Origin of the sequence: Rhodococcus sp. Eu-32 (assembly GCF_003336925.1) — a bacterium.
In the GTDB taxonomy this organism is placed as follows: Bacteria; Actinomycetota; Actinomycetes; order Mycobacteriales; family Mycobacteriaceae; genus Rhodococcoides; species Rhodococcoides kyotonensis_B.
On sequence record NZ_QGNK01000001.1, the window covers coordinates 643,786 to 662,377 of the forward strand.

The following is an 18,592-nucleotide window of genomic DNA, read 5'->3' on the forward strand; positions in this document are numbered from 1 at the left end:
CCGAGTGCAGTCTTACATGTAGAGTGTCGTGCATCACAGTCTTTTGTGAATTCGATGTCTAGAAACTGGTTTCACCGCATCCGGTGACGACAGAGACGAGAAGCGCAGTGGCCGAACAGCGTTGGTTGGTCGATACCGTTCCCAGCACGAGACTTCCGGTGTACACACGTCTCAATGCCAGTGACGTGTTGTCCGATCCCATCACGCCACTCGGGGCCGACCTCGGGTGGATCCAGAACATTCTGCCCGGGTGGAACTTCGGTTACGCCAGCCTCGGCAGCTATTCGCTGGCCGAGAAGCCCGACGTGGCCGCGTCGTCCGGGATCTTCTACGGACACCTGTACATCAACCTGTCGATGTCCCGGTTGGTGGGCATCCGCGGCGGACTCCCGGTCGAGCTCGTCGACCAGCTCTTCTACGGCGGGGATCCGAACATTCCCGCGTACGTCGGGCATCCGGACGACGAGAACGCCGACGCCACCGAGCGATTGACGGCACGCAACGCCTGGGTCCTGTCGACCGAGACGTTTCCCGAGTTGGAAGAAGACCGGGTGCTCGCAGATCGGCTTCGCGCCGAGCGGCCCGACCTCACGGCTCTGACGCCTGCAGCTCTCGTCGCGCGCGCACGATCGGTGATGCCGCTGGAGCGGGTGGCATGGCGCGGCGAGGTGATCGCGACCAACGGCGCTGCCGTCGGCCCGGCCGTTCTCGGTCAACTTCTCGGCGCCGACCGACAAGACCTGATCGTGTCGTTGGTCGGGGCGGCGGGCGATGTCGATTCGGCACTGCCGTCGTACGCGTTGTGGGAACTGAGTCGGCTCGTCCGGAGCAACACCGAATTGATGGACGCCTTCGATGCCCGCACCGGGGGTGCCGACGCGTCCGTCTCGGGCATCGACAGCAAGTTCGACGCCACTCTCGAGCGTTTTCTGCTCGACTACGGCTATCGAGGTCCCAACGAATGGGACCTCGGCTCTCCGTCGTGGGAAACGCATCCCGAACTCGTCCTGGGCCTGGTCGACCGCCTGCGACTGCAGGACGATTCGGCGTCGCCGACGGTCCGCTCGTCGGATCACGCGTCGGACTCGGCGGAGGCGCTCGAGCTGGCACGCGCCGCGGTCACGGATGACGACGGGCGCGCGACGCTCATGACGGCGCTTGCGTCGGCGCGGCGGTTCGCGGCGTGGCGTGAGCGCGCGAAGACCAACTGCATCAAGGTGCTTCACGAGGCGCGGGTTCCGTTGGTCGAGCTGGGGCGCCGTCTGTACGCGGACGGTGATCTGGAGTCGGCGGACCACGTCTTCATGGCCGTGGACGAGGAACTCGACGTTCTCGCCAGTGCGCCGCACTCGTTGAAGACAACCCTGGCAGAGCGTCACCGCGAGTGGAAACAGCTGTTCGGGCTCGAGCTGCCGACGTTCCTCGACACTCGTGAACCGTTGCCTGCACTGTCGACGCTGGCCCGTCGGGGAGAGACGGCTGTGGAGCCCGTCGAGGTCGGAGACGTCCTGCAGGGGTCGGGTGCGTCGTCGGGTGTCGTCCGGGGCCGTACACGCGTGGTCACGTCGATGGCGGATCTCGGCGAGTTCCAGGTCGGGGAGGTTCTGGTCGCTCCGCAGACGGACCCCTCGTGGACGCCGTTGTTCATGGTGTCCGCAGGAGCGGTCACCGACGTCGGCGCCATGGGTTCTCACGCGATGATCGTCAGTCGCGAGCTCGGGATCCCCTGTGCGGCAGGTGTTCCGGGAGCCACGCGCCGCATTCCCGACGGTGCGCTGGTCGAGATCGACGGATCGAGGGGCACCGTGACGATCGTGGAGCTGCCATGACCACGGGTGTCGCGAGCACGACCCGCGCCGTTTTCCTGAGCGAACGGCCGACGCCGAACTGCCCTCGGCCCGAGCACTTCGAAGTTCGAGAGCTGGCATTGCCCCGGCCCGGCCCGGGACAGGTTCTGGTCCGCAACGTGTTCATGAGCGTGGATCCGTCGATGCGGGGCAGGCTGGGTACGTCGGCGATGCACTACACCAGCAACTTCGTCGTCGATGCACCGCTCGACGGATCGGCACTCGGCGTGGTCGTCGAGGGTACCGACGAGGTCCCGGCCGGCTCGTACGTGCGACACCGACTCGGGTGGAGAGAACACGCTGTCGTCGACCTCGCGGGCGCCACGGTGATCGACCCGCGCGGAATCGAGCTCCATCACTGGCTCGGCATTCTCGGGCAGACGGGTTTCACCGCGTACTGCGGACTCGTTCGAGCGGGCGAAATGCACGACGGTGACACCGTTTTCGTGTCTGCTGCGGCCGGCGCGGTCGGCAGCGCTGCTGGACAGTTCGCCAGGTTGCTCGGTGCGTCGAACGTCATCGGTAGCGCTGGGGGACCGGACAAGGCAGCGATGTTGACCGATCGCTTCGGCTTCGACGTGGGTATCGATTATCGAGACGGACCGATCGGGTCGGCTCTCCGCGCAGCTGCGCCGAAGGGTATCGACCTGTACTTCGACAACGTCGGCGGTGATCACCTGGTTGCCGCGTTGTCGTCGCTACGGCAGCGTGGACGGGTCGCACTGTGCGGCATGATCTCGAACGGTGGACCGGACAGTCCTCCCATCGATCATTTGATGAACGCGATCCTGAAGCGAATCACGATTCGCGGGTTCATCGTTCGCGATCACGAAGACCTTCGTGTGGAGTTCGAGAACCGTGTGACCGACTGGCTGTCGTCGGGCGCTCTCGTCGCGGAATCGACGGTGCACGACGGCCTGGACAACGCGGTCGACGCATTCCTGTCCATGCTGGAAGGCGGCAACGTCGGCAAGGCCCTCGTCCGGCTGTCGTGACGGCGGAGTCCGTCAGGCGTTCACCGTGCCACGCAAGTGTGCGGTGTCGTTGATCGACGCCACCACGACCACGCCCGAATCCAATTTCTGCACGCGGGCCACCGAGGTGTAGGCGGGGTTGTGCCAGAACGTCTTCGGCATGTCCAGAACGTCGGCTACCGCTGCATTGATCACTCCGCCGTGCGCAACCGCGACGACGCGTCCGGACGGGTAGCGGTCGAAGATCTGCTCGAGTCCTGACCGTGCCCTCGCCCTGAACTTCGGGAGATCGAGGCCAGGGACGTACGCCTCGAAATTGCCCGTCGTGACGGCAGTGAGGCGTGGGTCGTCGGACGCCATGTCCTCGACGGCCATGTAGTGCTCGGGATCGATGTCGTCGTCCCACTCCCGGAGGTCCTCCAGCACGAGGTCGACGCTGCGGCCCATGCCTGCGGCAAGTTCGTCGGCAGTCTCGCGGGCGCGCACCAACGGACTCGAGACCACGGCGTCGATCTGTTCGTGACGCAACCACGTGGCGAGTCGACGGGCATCGGCGATTCCCTCGGGCGCGAGCGACGGATTGCGTACTCGCGAGACGGGCTGGCCGTGCCGGACGAACAGTACTTCGATCATGGGTGCCTTTCGTGTGGCGGGCGTCAGCCTGCAATGGTGCGAGCGGTGCTCCAGAACGGTGCTCTCAGCGCTTTCTTGTCCAGCTTGCCCATGGCGTTGCGCGTCAGTTCGTCGACGACGACGTACTTCTTCGGGCATTTGTAGGACGCCATCGACCTCTTGGCGAACTGTGCGAGATCGTCGACGTTCACGTGGCTGTCGGTGCAGGGAACGACGAGCGCCAGAAGCGCTTCGCCCAGGTCGTCGTCGGGGACCCCGATCACGGCGACCTCGGCGACGTCCGGATGGGTCGACAGCACGCGTTCGCTCTCCGCGGGATACAGGTTGACGCCGCCGGAGACGACCATGTCGGCGACACGGTCTGTGATGAACACGTAGCCGTCGTCGTCCACGTAACCGACGTCGCCGAGTGTGGCGACGTTCGGGAGGATGTACGCCGCTGCGGTCTTCTCGGGGTCCGCGTGATACTCGATGCGACGTTCGGGCGGCGTTCGGAATCCCAGGACTCCGACCTCGCCGCGTCCCAGTTCCGTGCCGTCGGATCCGACCACGACGGCGTCGAACGGCGGTATGGCCCGCCCCACCGAACGCGGATGTTCGAGCCATTCGGTCGAGTCGATTCTGCAGACGGTACCGATCTCGCTCCCGCCGTAGGACTCGATCAGAACGGGGCCGAACCAGTCGATCATCGACCGCTTCACGTCGGGTGGGCACGCAGATCCCGTGTGCGCCACGTACTTCAAGCTCGTCGTGTCGTACCGGGATCGCACGTCGTGGGGGAGGGCCAACAGCCGCTGAAAGTGGGTGGGAACCATCAGCGTCGACGTCACCGAGTGAGACTCGATGGCTGCCAGCGTGCGTTCGGCGTCGAACCGGCCCATGATCACCACGGGCCGACCGGACAGCAGGTGACGCACCGACGTCAACGGTCCGTTGTGTTGCAGCGGCCCGACGACGAGGTGCACGCCGTCGGGGTAGCCGGAACGCGCGGACACCGCGTCGGCGAACTCGCGGGCGGTGTCGACGGAGTGAGGCAACCACCGCACCTGGGTGCCCCGTGCCCTACCGGTGGTGCCGGACGTGTAGACCAGCGGCGGCCGTGCCGGACGGGATTCGGGCGCCGCCGAAATGCGTCCGTCCGCCGGCCGAGTGAAGTCCGCCCACGCCACGGTGCCGGGTACCGCAGTGTGACCGTGAACCACGACCGTCTTCGATCCGGACTCGTTCGCGGCGCCCGTCGCGGACTCCAGACCGACCGGGCCCGTCACGACGGCGACGCTCCCCGAATCGACCAACTGATCGGCCATCTCGTTCGACTTGAGCTGCCGTGACACAGCAACGGTCCCCACTCCTGCCCCGATGCACGCGACGTGCGTCAGCAGAGTCTCGATGGAGTTCTCGCCGACCACGGCGATGCGATCGTCCGGCCGTGGGGCGACGTCGACGAACCGCTCCGCAAGGGCGTCGAGGCTGGTCACGACCTCCGCCCACGTCATGGTGCGACGGTCGTCGACCAGGGCGAGACCGTTCGGGTCCTCGGTCGCGCGATCTCGTATGCGGTCGAGCATCTGCCGTCCTCCACAGGTAGGTCGTCGAAAGTGCGCGTGCTCGCGCTCATCGTGCGATTTACTGAACGTCAAGTCAAGTAAGAGGCGTGAGAAGAACCGAGCAACTAACTCGATAGTGATTCTACTTACACTGAGCTAGTCTGTCGGTGATACTGAACGTGGAATCAACAAACTCGCTCCGAGAGCCAGAATGAGGTGCACGTGGTGACCGCAACCGCGACCAACGCCGGCCACGAGGCCGTGGAGCCGGTCGGCTCCGACGATCCGACGCCGAGCAAAGAGGTGGTGCTGGACCTGCACAGGCGCATGGTCCGCATCCGACAGTTCGAGACCGAGGCGGGCCGGCTCATGGAGGGCGGCAAGCTCCCCGGCTTCCTTCACCTGTACGTCGGGCAGGAGGCCGTAGCGGCGGGCGCGATGAGCAATCTGCGCGACTCCGATCAGATTTCGTCGACGCACCGCGGGCACGGCCATGCCGTCGCCAAAGGTGCACAGTTCCGTCAGATGTTCGCGGAGTTGTTCGGACGCGTCGACGGGTACTGCAAGGGCCGCGGCGGATCGATGCACATCAACGACCTGTCGATCGGCATGCTCGGCGCCAACGGCATCGTCGGTGGCGGTATTCCGATCGCGGTCGGAGCCGCGTTCGCAGCGAAATACCGCGGCGAGGACTCCGTGGCGATTCCGTTCTTCGGCGACGGCGCCAGCAACATCGGCGCGTTCCACGAGGCCGCGAACATGGCGGGCATCCTGGAACTTCCGGTCGTGTTCGTCTGCGAGAACAACGGCTATGCCGAGTTCACCGCGCTGCGCGATCACATGAAGCTCGAGAACGTCGCAGACCGTGCGGCCGCGTACGGGTTTCCCAGCGAGATCTGTGACGGCATGGATGCGATCGCCGTCCGCGCCGCCGTCGGGCGCGCGGTCGAACGCGCTCGCGCCGGAGGCGGTCCGACGCTCGTCGAGGCAAAGACGTACCGGTACTACGACCACCAGGGAGTGAAAGGTCTGCGCAAGACCTATCGAACACAGGAAGAGGTCGCGGCCTGGCGTGAGAAGGACGCGATCAAGCTGCTCGAGGCCCGCGCCGTGGCGGAAGGCATCGTGACCGAGGCCGAGTTCGCGACGGTCTGGGCCGAGGTCGATGCCGACATCGCCGAATCCGTTGCCTTCGCCGAGGCCAGTCCGTTCCCGGACGTGGCCGACTTCGCACTCAATGTCTACAGCGACTGACCCGAAAGAGCCGACACCGATGTCCACTGCACTAGCTCCGAATACCGACCCGGTCGACGCGCCCCGGGTCACCACGTACGTCAAAGCCTTCAACGAGGCTGTGGCGCAGACGATGCGCGAGGACGACGACGTGTTCGTCATCGGTGAGGACGTCGCTGCGTACGGCGGCGTGTTTCACATGTACGACGGGCTGTTGGCCGAGTTCGGCAAGCGACGCATGGTCGACACGCCGATCGCCGAGATGGGGCTCATCGGCCTCGGCGTCGGCGCCGCCGCGCGTGGTCTCCGCCCCATCGTCGACATCATGTTCATGGACTTCCTGGCCGTCGCTCTCGATCAGGTCGTGAACCAAGCCGCCAAGATGAAGTTCATGTACGGCGGCGACGTCAAGGTGCCGATGGTGATCACGGTGGCCTACGGTGCCGGCGTCAGCGCCGGTGCACAGCATTCGCAGAGTCTCGAGAGTTGGCTCGCCCACACGCCGGGCCTCAAGGTCGTCATGCCGTCGAACGCGTACGACGCCAAGGGTCTTCTCGTGTCGGCGGTCCGCGACGACAACCCCGTCGTGTTCATGCTCAACAAGGTGCTGCTCGGGGCGCGCGGCGAGGTGCCGGAAGAGTCGTACTCGATACCTCTCGGGCAGGCCGCGGTTCCGCGAGAGGGAGACGACGTCACCATCGTGGCGTTCGGACGCATGGTCACCGAAGCTCTCGCCGCCGCGGATGCCCTTGCCGAGTCCGGAGTGTCGGTCGAGGTGGTCGATCCGCGTACCGTGCAGCCGCTCGACACTGCCACCATCGTGAGGTCGGCGTCGAAGACCAACCGCATCCTGGTCGTGCACGAAGCCGTGACGTTCGGTGGAATCGGCGCCGAAGTTGCCGCGCAGATCCAAGAGGAGGCGTTCGACTACCTCGACGCGCCGGTCCTGCGACTCGGTGCCCCGTTCACGCCGGTGCCGTTCAGCACCCCACTCGAAAACGCGTACGTACCCGACGCCGACCGTATCGTCGCCGGGGTTCGTCGTCTGCTCGAAAGGAACTGACCCGTGGCTCAGGAGATCGTGCTGCCGAAGTTGGGGCTCACGATGCAGGAAGGCGTCATCGGTGAATGGTTGGCCCAGGCCGGTCAGCACATCGGAACGGGCGACGTGCTGTTGCGGCTCGAAACCGACAAGGTCGAGGTCGACGTCGAAGCCGAGGCGAGCGGGATCTTGGCGACGACGGCGAAAGTCGGCGAGGTGTTGCCGGTCGGTGCCGTGATCGGGTGGTTGCTCGCCGACGGCGAAGTCGCACCGACGGGTGCCGACGGATCCAGCGCGTCTCCGGCGGACCCGAAGGATTCTTCGACGACCGCAGCGTCGCCCGCGGCGTCGACCGACGGCCCGCTGAAACAGGGTGAGCGGATCAAGTCCTCGCCGAACGCGCGTCGCGTCGCCGCGGAGTCCGATGTCGACCTTGCCGAGGTGCGGGGTACCGGACCGGGCGGCCGAATCGTATCGGAGGACGTCGAGGACTACGTCGCGGCTGTGTCCGTCGTGGAGCCGGAGCCGGAGCCGGCACCCGGTGTTCCGCAGCGCGAGAAGAGTTCGTCGGCACAGGCTTCGAGCGCGCACTTCGTCGGCCCGCTCGTTCGCCGCCGTGCACACGAATTGGGTGTCGATCTGAGCACCGTCGCCGGCAGTGGGGTCGGCGGACGCGTCACGACCGCCGACGTCGAACGGGCTGCAGGCCACCTGTCCACCGGCACGACGGAATCCACAGCGCCTGCGGGCCCTCGGGCAGGCGAGGTCGTCCCGCTGAAGGGCATGCGAGGCGCGATCGCGCGGAACATGATCGACAGTCTGCAGACGATGGCGCAGCTGACGCACGGATACGAAGTCGACGTGACGGCGTTGGTCGCCGTGCGTGACAGCCTGAAAGCCGAACTGGCAGAAAACGGTTCGCGACCACCGAGTCTCAACGACTTCGTCGTCAAGGCCGCAGCTCTGGCGTTGGTCCAGCACCCGATCCTCAATGCGGGCATCGTAGGTGACGAGATCCGTTTGTTCGACACGATCGACATCGGTGTCGCGGTGGCAGTTCCGGGCGGACTGGTGGTTCCTGTCGTTCGAGGCGCGAACTCGCTGTCCGTCGGCGAAATTTCCGGACGAACCAGCGCTCTCGCTGCCGCGGCGCGGGGTAACACCCTCGGGCTGAGCGACATGGAAGGTGCGACGTTCTCGGTCAGCACTCTCGGTGCTTACGGCGTCGACTTCTTCACACCCGTCGTCAATCCCGGCAACGTCGCCATTCTCGGAGTCGGTCGGGTGAAGGACGGATTCCGCTGGGAGGGTGAGACTCCGGTCCGCACCCAGGTACTCACGTTGAGCCTGACGTTCGACCACAGGGCAGTGGACGGGGCGCCCGCTGCGGAGTTCCTGCGCACGATCGCGTCGATCCTGTCTCGGCCGTACGCTCTGCTCGCAGGGTAGCCGAACACAGAACATCGGCCGAGTCCTCGAGAGGACTCGGCCGATGTTCTGTATCTGCTGCGTGTCAGCGGTGTTCGAGCGTCGCGTGGGCGGCAGCCAGCCGCGCGACCGGGACACGTCGCGGCGAGCACGATACGTAGTGCAGTCCCACCGAGTCGATGAACGAGATCGACCGGGGGTCACCGCCGTGCTCACCACACACTCCCAGCTTGACGTTCGGGCGCGCAGCGCGCGCCGCGTCGGCAGCCATGGAGACGAGGGCACCGACGCCGTCGCGGTCCAGAACGGCGAACGGGCTGTCCGTCACCAGTCCGTGGTCGAGGTAGTGAGCAAGCATGGCTTTCTCGACGTCGTCCCGTGAGAAGCCGTAGGTGAGCTGCGTCAGATCGTTGGTGCCGAAGGAGAGGAACTGTGCGTCGGCCGTCAGGTGGCCTGCGAGCAAGGCCGCGCGCGGAGTCTCGACCATGCTGCCGACATCGTACGGAACCTGAATCCCGGTGTCCTCGAACACGGTTCGGGCGGCACGATCGACCTGCGCGATGGCTTCCGCCAGTTCCCCGGGCAGCGAGACCAGCGGGATCATGACCTCGAGTTTCGGAGATCGGCCCTCGGCGTTCACGGTCACCCACGCCCGGAACAAGGCCTCCGCCTGCGCGGGGTACAAGCGGGTCTGCACCATCGCGAAGCGCACTCCGCGCAGACCGAGCATCGGGTTCGATTCGTGTGCTGCCGCGGCACGTTCTGCTCGAGCAGGGTCACCGTAACTACCGTCCGACGGCAGGAATTCGTGCAGGGGAGCGTCGAGCAGACGCACGGTGATGGGCCGATCGCCGACGACCCGAAGCAGTGCCGTGAAGTCCGACTCCTGGGCGGCGGTCAGCGCCGCGATCGCCTCGATCTCTTCGGCTTCGTCGTCGGCCAGGACGAGTCTCTGCACCAGAGGAAGCTGGTCTCCGAGGAACTGATGTTCGGTGCGGCACAGACCGATTCCTTCGGCACCGAGGCGAAACGCGGTTGCCGCGTCCTCCGCGTTGTCCGCGTTCGTCCGTACGCGAAGCCGGCGAATGTCGTCGGCCCAGCCGAGTAGAACCTCCAGCTCGTCGGACGGTTCCGCAGGCCGGATCGGAACGGAACCGATGTAGACGTCGCCGGTACGGCCGTTCACCGAGACGACGTCGCCTTCGTGCAGCGTGAAGTCGCCTGCGGTGACCGTGCTCGACGCCGTGTCGATTCGTAGCGTCGTCGCTCCGCAGACCGCAGGTCGGCCTGCACCACGTGCCACGACCGCCGCGTGCGATGCCAGACCGCCGTTCGACGTGATGACCGCGGTGGCGGCGAGCAGCGCCGGTACGTCCGCGGGTGTGGTCTCCGCCGAGACGAGTACGACGTTCCGTCCCTCGGCGGCGAGCCGTAGTGCGGCGTCGCTCGACAGAGCTATTTCGCCGACGGCAGCACCTGGCGACGCCGGAAGCCCGTGCGCGAGAAGCTGTTCCCGTCCTGTCAGGGTAAGTTGAGCGTGCAGCAGGTCCTGCATGAGGTCCGGCTTCAACATCCGCACGGCATCGCTTCGTTCCATCGAGCCCGCGTTCGCGAGATCGACGGCCAGGTGCGTGATGGCGCGGGGACCCGGATGTTCCAGCGGCCCTGCGCTGAGCAGGGCGAGTTGCCGGTCGCGGACCTCGAACTCCACTTCGGCGACAGCCCGCAGATGCGGTTCCAGGGTGGCGAAGATCTGATCGAGTATCTGGGTGCCGCCGGGAGTTTGGGTGAGCGGATCGCCGGGCCCGGGGTTGGGGTCGGCACGGCGAACTCCGAGATGGAAGACGCCGTGCGGCGCGTATCTACCGGTCTCCAGGTCTCGGCTGATGGCGGAGCCGTAGCCCGATTCGTTCCAGGACCCGAGCCGGAGAGCTCGGACGTGCAATGCGATTCCCGTGTCCTCGGGTAGCGACAGCGCGCTTCGGGCTCGACGGCCACGAGGTGACGCCCAGCGATTCAGCATGGCCTTCGCCGCGAGACCGAGCTGTTCGGCGGGATCGACGGGAAACGCTGCGCCCGTGGAGTTCTCGATCAGATCGAGGAGTGCGGGCACACGCGTCCTGCTGTCCGGATGATCGTCTTCCACGTCGTCGAGGTCGTCGGCGTCGACGTCGAGAGCCTCTTCGGCGACGAACCGCAGATTCGCGGCCCACGAGTCGTAGATGTCACGGTCGCGTCCGATCACGTCGACCAACGCGTCGATGTTGCGGTTCGACAGCCCGATGACGGAAATTGCGGGCGGGAGAGCGGAGACCGGAACCGGCGCGCTGCAGCGCAGATGCATCAGCATCGGTCTGCGCTCTTGTCGAACCGCAGGCCAGATGCCGCGCACCGCGAGTTTCTCCAGCAGGTCGATGACGGTGTCGGCAGTCTCGCGATTCTGCAGTCCGGCGCCGGACCCGATCGGTACGGTGAGACCGGGAACCACCGGAAGGCCGAGGGCGACCAAATTGTCCATCTCGACGCCGTGGACGCCCATGACGTCGGCACCGAGTCCGCGAGCGCGGCCCTGTCCGTACGGAACGGCCGATCGAGTCAGCGCCTGAACGGTTGTGTCCGACACGGTCATTCGGTGCTACCGGAGACGAGCTTCTCCTCGAGTGCCTCGTCCTCGGCGCGGGTGAGACCCAGCATCATCAGCAGGTGCTGGTGGAGCCACATCCAAACGGTGTGATAGCCGTCGGTCAGGGGTGACGTCAGCGACGCGGTGTCGCCGTCGTCGAAACGCGTCAGGGCGCCGATCAGACGCTCTCGGTAGTCGAGGAGCACGGGGCACTGCTTGCCCGCGCGGCGCAGCATCTTGGACACGTCGGAATGAATGTCCTCGAGTTGGTCACGCAATTTGGCGTCGTACTGCGCGTCCGAGTGGTCGTTCGGGGAGCCGTCGGGACGGCACTGCCATGCGGTGCACAGCTCGCGAAGGCGGCGATTGACGGGAAGAAACACATGCAGAAGATCGTCGACGACGGTGCGCTCGGCCGAAGCGTCGGGAAGCCGAACGAGTGCATGGGCATTGTCGATGCCCGCTTGGGTCGGCATGACCACCGGACCCTTGGCCACTGCGTCGCCCGCGTCGATCACCGCTTGTAGTTCCGGAGTGACGGGGCCACGAATCATTCCCTTGATCACCAGATCGACCACCTCGCTCGGCGCTGCGGTGGGAGCGGACGTGTTGGTCGCGAGGTCGTTCATGGTGCTCCTCGGGGCATTTCCGGTCCCGGTTCGGGACCGACGTGATCGTGTGGTGTGTTCACACCGTCGACGGAACTGTGACGGTGCTCATAACCTAGCCGATCAGGAGTAGTTGTCAAGAAAGAAACAGCTAAATATGTACAGACTTTGGAATGTCTCGTTTCTTGACATCGAGTACGTAAAGTCGTTTACGCTCGATGTGATGGTTGCCACTCCACGAACGGGGCATGGCATGGACGGACGAAGCGAGGCGCGGGATGGACGATCGGCACGAGCTCTACATCGGCGGTAAGTGGGTCCCCTCCGTCGACGGCGGCACGATCGACGTGCTCGAGGCGGCGACGGGCACCGTGTTCGCCCGCGTTCCGTCCGGGACGGAGCAGGACGTCGACGACGCGGTTGCCGCGGCTCGTGCCGCGTTCGGCTCCTGGTCCGAGTCGCCGATCGAGGAGCGAGTGTCGGTTCTGCGACAGATCGCCGACGGGTTGGTCGCGCGCGAGACGGAGCTCGCCGAGACGATGACTCGAGAAGTCGGTACGCCGATCGCCCGGTCGCGCTCGGTCCAGGTGGGTCTCGGTGTGACGATCTTCCGATCCATGGCGGACATCCTCGAGAACACCACGCTCGAGGAGCGCCGGGGGACCTCGCTGATCCTCAAGGTCGGTGTCGGTGTCGTCGGTGCGATCACGCCGTGGAACTATCCGCTCTACCAGCTGGCGGCCAAGGTGGCGCCTGCGATCGCGGCGGGCTGCACGACGGTGGTCAAGCCCAGTAGCGTTGCGCCGCTGGCCGCGTTCGCAGTCGCGGAGATCGTCGAGTCGATCGGTCTGACGCCGGGTGTCTTCAACGTCGTCACCGGGCCGGGAGGACGGGTCGGAGAACGGCTGGCCGGCCATCCGGACGTCGACCTCGTCAGCCTCACCGGTTCCACGGCGGCCGGCGCCCGAGTAGGTCAGGTCGCCGCAGCTGGTATCAAGAAAGTGACGCTGGAGCTCGGGGGTAAGTCCGCGTTCGTCGTCGCCCCGGATGCGGACGTCGACGCAGCCCTCAGCGCAGCCGTCCGCGGCTGCTATGTCAACAACGGGCAGACGTGTACGGCCACGACGCGTTTGCTCGTTCCTCTCGACCGGCTCGACTACGTCGAAGAGAAGTTGGCGCAACTCGTGGGGTCGCAGAAGGTCGGAGACCCGCTCGACGAATCCACCGACATCGGGCCCATGGCGTCGGCCGAGCAACGACAGTCCGTGCTGCGGTACCTGTCGGAGGTGCCGGCAGAGGCGAAGTTCGTCGTCGGGGGACCGGGTGAGGTCGCGAACCTGCCGGACGACCTGCGGTCCGGGTTCTACGTCAGGCCCACCGTGGTCAGCCGCATCGACAACAACTCGTCGATCGCACGTGAGGAGGTGTTCGGACCGGTGCTCGCCGTTCTGGCGTACGACGGGATCGACGACGCCGTCGCTATCGCGAACGATTCCGATTACGGCCTGTCGGGAGCGGTGTTCGCGGGCGACGACGACGCGGCCATCGCGATCGCACGTCGGCTCAGGACGGGCCAGGTCTCCATCAACGGCGGTCGCTTCAACGCGTCGGCCCCGTTCGGTGGGATGAAGAAGTCGGGCATCGGCCGCGAGTTGGGGCCGGAAGGTCTCGACGAGTACTTCGAGAAGATCTCCCTCCAACTGCGTACGGAAGCGAACTGACATGGACGGTGACATGGCCGGCGACGCCCATCGGGACATCACGAAACTGATGGCACGGTTCGCCCGGGCTATCGACCTTCGGGACTGGGAGCTGTATCGATCGGTCTTCACCGACGAGATCGAGATCGACTACACGAGCTACCGCCCGGGCAACGGAGGCCTGTTCAAAGCCGAGGACTGGGTTCAGCGGGGACGCATGCTGTTTCCCGGTCTCGCTGCGTCGCAACATTTTCTGTCCAACCTGGACATCACGGTCGACGGCGACGACGGCACTGTCGTGTCCTACGTCCGGGCCGAACACGTGCTTCCGAACACGGCGGGCGACGCCGTCTTCACGATCGGCGGTTACTACACCGATTCGGTCGTACGAGTCGGTGGGGAGTGGAAGATCTGCCGCAAGCAGTTGACGGTTCTGTGGAACACGGGCAACCCGCAGGTTCTCACGATGGCGCGCGAACGGGCGGCGGAGTTGCTTCGGTCCGCCTGATTCGGGCTTCGCCGGCAATCACATCTCCCGCACCGGTTCGTAGCCGTCCCAGTCCACGGCGGCCTCGGCGACCCGTCGGTACAGCGCCAGGATGCTCGGGCGAGCCTCGTAGATCTCGACGAGGTGCCCGAGCTCGGCGCGTGCGTCGTGGAATGCGAAGGCGTTGCCGTTCGATGTCGTTGCCGTCAGCAACGCCCGCCAGCCCAGGTCGCTGAACTTCTTCTGCTGTTCGGCGAAGGATTCGACCATCATCGCAACGTGGTGGACACGTCCGATTTCTGTCGTGGCGTCGGCGAATTCGGTCGGCGCTGCCGCATGCGTCTGCACCAGTTCGATCTGCGTGCGACCCCATTGGCCGTACGCCGAGCTGTGATCGAACATCGCGGGGCGACCGTCCGGACCGACTGCGTCGGTGATTCGGTTGCGACGCACCAGAAACGGCCCGGCGCCGGTGGCCGCCGCGAATCGTGCAGCGGCCGTGCGTACGTCGTCCACGAGGTACGCGGTCTGGACGACCGTGCCCAACTGGAACTCGTCGGCTCTCACCATGTTGTCCATCCGTTTCTTGTCGATGCCTACTGATAGAGACGCGTTCGCGGCCCGAGGTTCGAGCCGAAAACTCGTGCTGGACTTATCTCTGTACATAGTTGAGTATGACCTAGGTAACAAATGCTGGGTTAAAGTAACCCACCTCACAGGGGTAGGTGTCATGGCAGACGCGCTCTGTATCACCGGGCTCTCGAAGACTTTCGTGGGCCAGCGTGCTCTCGACGGTATCGATCTATCGCTCGCGCCGGGAGAAATCCGTGGATTGGTCGGACAGAACGGCTGCGGCAAGTCGACGCTCATCAAAGTGCTTGCGGGCTATCACGACCCGGACGACGGGGCGCGCATCGAGGTCGGCGGGGCCGAGTTGCACCTGGGTGTTCCCGGCAGCGGCGAGGCCGCAGGACTGCGCTTCGTACATCAGGATCTCGGATTGGTCGAAAGCCTCGACATCGTCGACAACCTCGCTCTCGGGCACGGCTACGCGACCACGGCCTTCAAAACCATCGACTCCCGAGCCGAGCGCGCGCGGGCACGTGCGGCGCTGGCCGAATTGGGGTTCGACTTACCGCTCGACAAGCTCGCCGGCACGCTCAGCATGAGCGAACGCACGATGCTGGCAGTCGCACGAGCCGTCCAGGACCGGTCCGGGGCGACGACTGTCCTCGTGCTCGACGAACCGACTGCGAATCTGCCTGCTGCAGAGGCGGTTCGCCTCTTCGATCTGGTTCGTCGCATCAGGGACCGCGGAGTCGCGGTGCTGTTCGTCTCGCACCACCTGACGGAAGTGTTCTCGTTGTGCGACAGCGTCACCGTCATGCGGGACGGAAAGATCGTCACCACGCGAGATCTCGACGGACTCGACGAGGCAGGGTTGGTCGACCTCATGATCGGCCGTCGCGTGGAGGAATTCCTGGCCGAGCCGGAAGCGACGACGACTGGTGTCGGCTCGCCGGTGTTCGAGGTCAGCGGACTGTCCTGTGGGGCGCTCGCGGACCTCGATTTCTCGGTTCGCTCGGGCGAAGTACTCGGCATCGCCGGAATCACCGGTTCCGGACGTGAACAAGTAGTGCCCGCATTGTTCGGGGCGGAGGCTCGCGCCGGGGTCGTGGCGGTCGAGGGCCGCGTCGTCGAGCAGGGTCGTCCGGATCTCGCGATGTCGGCCGGCGTCGGATGCGTACCCGCCGAACGTGTTTCAAATGCGGCGTTCGTCACCGCATCGCTACGTGAGAACGTGTCGGTCGCCGACCCGTGGGCCTATTCGCGATACGGATTCTCGCGGACGAGGCGGGAGAAGTCCGATGTCGCACACTGGTTGGAGCGGCTCGGTGTACGACCGGCCGGCGACACGGAGCGCACGCTCGGCACCCTCAGCGGTGGGAACCAGCAGAAAGTCGTTCTGGCACGGTGGCTTCGACGTAACCCGCGAGTGCTGCTGCTCGACGAACCCACCCAGGGCGTGGACGTCGGAGCGAAAGCCGACATTCACACCCTCGTCGACTCGGCAGCGCACAGCGGCGCCGCCGTCCTCGTCGTTTCGACCGACCACGGGGAGCTGACCCGCCTGTGCGACAGGGTGATCGTCCTGGCGGGTGGACGGGTCGTGGACGAGTTCACGCGGCCACGGATCGACCCGGATCGGCTGACCGCATCGACTTTGAAGAAGCCTGCATCGACGGCGAGTTCGACCGCGTCCGCGGACAACCGGTGAAAGGATCACCATGACAACACAATCGCACGAGGGAACGTCGGCCGCGCCGCACAGCTCTCCGTCGGGTGGCGGTACTCCGACGCCGACCCGTGACCGCAAGCGTCTGCCCAAGCTCGGACTCGATCGTTTCAGCGGCCTCTACGTTTGGGTTGCCATCATCGTGTTGTTCGCGATATGGATTCCCGACACCTTTCTGACCGAGGGGAACTTCAGGATCATCGCGGGCGACCAGGCGATCACGGCCATGCTCGCGATCGGTCTCATCGTCCCGTTGGCTGCAGGTGTGTTCGATCTGTCCATCGCGGGAGTGATGGGTTTCTCGGTCGCGATGGTGTCCTATCAGCTGTCGCAGGGCATCGGTGCACCGGTAGCCGTCGTCACGACGCTGTTGTGTGGCGCGCTGATCGGTGCCGTCAACGGCTTCGTGGTGGTGAAGCTGGGCGTCGATTCGTTCATCGCGACCCTCGGTATGTCGAGCATTCTGCTGGCCGGAACCTACTGGGTCACGGACGGAAAGCAGATCACGGAGGGATTCACCGATGGATTCCTCGACATGGGCAGCAAGCCGTTCCTCGGGCTGCCGTTGCCGTTCTTCTACATGATCGTCGTGGCCGCTGTGATGTACGTCGTTCTGGAGAAGACCCCCTTGGGGCGGTACCTGTACGCAACCGGTGGCAACCGCCAGGCGGCACGCCTGGCCGGTCTTCGTGTCGAACGAATAATGTTCGGCGCGTTGGTCACATCCGCCACGGTGGCCGCACTGACGGGTGTGGTGCTCGCGGCCAAGCTCGGTACGGCGGCTCCCGACATCGGCCCGTCCTACCTACTTCCGGCGTTCTCGGCAGTCTTCCTCGGTTCCACTCAGATTCGTGCCGGACGGGTCAACGTCCTCGGCACGCTCATCGCCATCTATCTACTCGCGACCGGCGTCAAAGGGCTGCAGCTCGCCGGCTCGCCCAGCTTCGTCAACGACCTCTTCAACGGTCTGGCACTCATCGTCGCCGTGGCACTCGCCGCGCGCACGGCTCGTCGCAAATGAACTCCTCGAAAGGAACGCGTGTGTTCACTGGAACCAGGACCAGGGCCTTCGTCGCCGTCGTCTCCGCATGCCTGCTGGCATCGGCCTGCAGCAGCAGTTCGGCCGACGAAGGTACCGGGCAAGCGGCCGACGTGGCCGGTGCGCAGGCGGTCGCCGATCGGTACGAGGCGGCGCCGACCGATCTCGTTCTCGACACGCCCCTCAGCAGAGCGCCCGACTCAGGAAAATACGTCATCAGTATCGAGACGCCGCAACCGATTTCGAGTGCCAAGAACGACGCGATCCAGCAGGCGGCCGACGTACTCGGTTGGCGTTACCAGCGCATCTTGATGGGCACCGACGCCGAAGCTGCGCCCAAGGCCGTCGACCAGGCCATCGCGCTCCGGCCGGACGCCATTCACGTCTCGGGCACTCCGCTGACCATGTTGTCCAAGCAGATCGAATCGGCCCGAGCGGCAGGCATTCCCGTGATCGCGGACAGTATCGCCGGACCACCGGTGCCCGGGGTGATCTCCACCGCGCTCGACGGTGACGCCCAGGTGCAGGAGTGGGGCAAGATGGTGGCCAGCCAGGTGATCGCGGACAGTGACGGCGACGCGAACGTCGCGATCTTCTCCATCACGGACTACTCGATCCTGAACGTGTTCACCGACGCCTTCACCGCGCAGCTGAAGGAACAGTGCCCGGACTGCAAGGTCCAGCTCGTCAATCAGCAGGTCACCGATCTCGGGACGAAGACTCCTCAGAGCGTCGTCAGTACGTTGCAGCGTGATCCGACGATCAACTACGCGCTGTTCTCGTTCGGTGACCTCGTGCTCGGCGTCGACGCAGCTCTGCGAGGTGCAAGTCTGCAGGACCAGGTGACGTTCGCCGGTCAGACACCCACTCCCGACAACCTCCAGTCGTTGAAGGACGGCGACAACAGCGTGTGGGTCGGTTTTCCGGTCCAGATTCTCGGCTGGCGCGTTCTCGACACGCTTGCCCGACAGTTCAACGGCGACGACATCGCAGTGGCCGACGCCGCATTCCTGCCCACTCAACTGTTGAACGCGGACAACATCGACTCGGCGGTTCTCGACGAGGCCACCGGATACTACGCGGGGGTTGCCGACTATCAGCAACAGTTCGAGACTCTCTGGCAGAAGTGACAGGC

At 65.5% G+C, this 18,592-nt stretch carries 15 protein-coding genes; 10 read left to right on the top strand and 5 right to left on the bottom strand.

Annotation, left to right across the window (positions count from 1 at the left end; translation table 11 throughout):
- The first annotated feature begins 158 nt into the window (after positions 1 to 158).
- Together DK926_RS03210 and DK926_RS03215 are read left to right on the top strand one after the other, a co-directional pair.
- A complete protein-coding gene (locus DK926_RS03210; protein WP_243636607.1) occupies positions 159 to 1,829 on the top strand; it encodes a PEP-utilizing enzyme in 1,671 nt (556 codons plus the stop codon).
- Positions 1,826 to 2,842, top strand: a complete 1,017-nt coding sequence (locus tag DK926_RS03215; protein ID WP_114328511.1) for an NADP-dependent oxidoreductase — start codon at positions 1,826 to 1,828, stop codon at positions 2,840 to 2,842. Before DK926_RS03210 ends, DK926_RS03215 begins: the two co-directional genes overlap by 4 nt.
- A gap of 12 nt (positions 2,843 to 2,854) precedes the next feature.
- Here DK926_RS03215 and DK926_RS03220 read toward each other — a convergent pair whose 3' ends face one another.
- Together DK926_RS03220 and DK926_RS03225 are read right to left on the bottom strand one after the other, a co-directional pair.
- Complete coding sequence (locus DK926_RS03220; protein WP_068428172.1) at positions 2,855 to 3,454, bottom strand: histidine phosphatase family protein; 600 nt, start codon at positions 3,452 to 3,454, stop codon at positions 2,855 to 2,857.
- A 23-nt stretch (positions 3,455 to 3,477) separates the two neighbouring features.
- Complete coding sequence (locus DK926_RS03225) at positions 3,478 to 5,022, bottom strand: AMP-binding protein (protein ID WP_114328513.1); 1,545 nt, start codon at positions 5,020 to 5,022, stop codon at positions 3,478 to 3,480.
- Between the two features lie 204 nt (positions 5,023 to 5,226).
- Between DK926_RS03225 and DK926_RS03230 the strand changes: the two genes are divergently transcribed.
- From DK926_RS03230 to DK926_RS03240, 3 genes are read left to right on the top strand one after another with little or no spacing between them, the layout of a single operon-like run.
- Positions 5,227 to 6,255: a thiamine pyrophosphate-dependent dehydrogenase E1 component subunit alpha gene (locus DK926_RS03230; protein WP_243636608.1), complete on the top strand. Its 1,029-nt coding sequence runs from the start codon at positions 5,227 to 5,229 to the stop codon at positions 6,253 to 6,255.
- A 19-nt stretch (positions 6,256 to 6,274) separates the two neighbouring features.
- Complete coding sequence (locus tag DK926_RS03235) at positions 6,275 to 7,297, top strand: alpha-ketoacid dehydrogenase subunit beta (protein WP_114328515.1); 1,023 nt, start codon at positions 6,275 to 6,277, stop codon at positions 7,295 to 7,297.
- Between the two features lie 3 nt (positions 7,298 to 7,300).
- On the top strand, positions 7,301 to 8,725 hold the full coding sequence (locus DK926_RS03240) for a 2-oxo acid dehydrogenase subunit E2 (RefSeq protein WP_114328517.1): 1,425 nt from the start codon (positions 7,301 to 7,303) through the stop codon (positions 8,723 to 8,725).
- 64 nt (positions 8,726 to 8,789) lie between these two features.
- On the opposite strand, the gene DK926_RS03245 is transcribed toward DK926_RS03240, so the two are convergent.
- A complete protein-coding gene (locus DK926_RS03245) occupies positions 8,790 to 11,333 on the bottom strand; it encodes a putative PEP-binding protein (RefSeq protein ID WP_114328519.1) in 2,544 nt (847 codons plus the stop codon).
- Positions 11,330 to 11,956, bottom strand: a complete 627-nt coding sequence (locus DK926_RS03250) for a hypothetical protein (protein ID WP_114328521.1) — start codon at positions 11,954 to 11,956, stop codon at positions 11,330 to 11,332. Before DK926_RS03250 ends, DK926_RS03245 begins: the two co-directional genes overlap by 4 nt.
- Before the next feature lie 227 nt (positions 11,957 to 12,183).
- Here DK926_RS03250 and DK926_RS03255 point away from each other — a divergent pair, with 227 nt between their 5' ends.
- On the top strand, positions 12,184 to 13,656 hold the full coding sequence (locus tag DK926_RS03255; protein WP_206031161.1) for an aldehyde dehydrogenase family protein: 1,473 nt from the start codon (positions 12,184 to 12,186) through the stop codon (positions 13,654 to 13,656).
- Between the two features lie 13 nt (positions 13,657 to 13,669).
- Positions 13,670 to 14,143 (top strand): nuclear transport factor 2 family protein, encoded by a 474-nt coding sequence (locus tag DK926_RS03260; protein WP_068429065.1) that lies wholly within the window; start codon positions 13,670 to 13,672, stop codon positions 14,141 to 14,143.
- 18 nt (positions 14,144 to 14,161) lie between these two features.
- Here DK926_RS03260 and DK926_RS03265 read toward each other — a convergent pair whose 3' ends face one another.
- Positions 14,162 to 14,692, bottom strand: a complete 531-nt coding sequence (locus DK926_RS03265; protein WP_114328525.1) for a VOC family protein — start codon at positions 14,690 to 14,692, stop codon at positions 14,162 to 14,164.
- A gap of 160 nt (positions 14,693 to 14,852) precedes the next feature.
- Between DK926_RS03265 and DK926_RS03270 the strand changes: the two genes are divergently transcribed.
- From DK926_RS03270 to DK926_RS03280, 3 genes are read left to right on the top strand one after another with little or no spacing between them, the layout of a single operon-like run.
- Entirely contained in the window at positions 14,853 to 16,400 is a 1,548-nt protein-coding gene (locus tag DK926_RS03270; RefSeq protein ID WP_165839486.1) for a sugar ABC transporter ATP-binding protein, read from the top strand.
- 10 nt (positions 16,401 to 16,410) lie between these two features.
- Positions 16,411 to 17,439: an ABC transporter permease gene (locus DK926_RS03275; RefSeq protein ID WP_068428200.1), complete on the top strand. Its 1,029-nt coding sequence runs from the start codon at positions 16,411 to 16,413 to the stop codon at positions 17,437 to 17,439.
- Positions 17,440 to 17,459: 20 nt separating this feature from the next.
- Positions 17,460 to 18,587, top strand: a complete 1,128-nt coding sequence (locus DK926_RS03280; RefSeq protein WP_165839487.1) for a substrate-binding domain-containing protein — start codon at positions 17,460 to 17,462, stop codon at positions 18,585 to 18,587.
- The last annotated feature ends 5 nt before the right edge of the window (positions 18,588 to 18,592 follow it).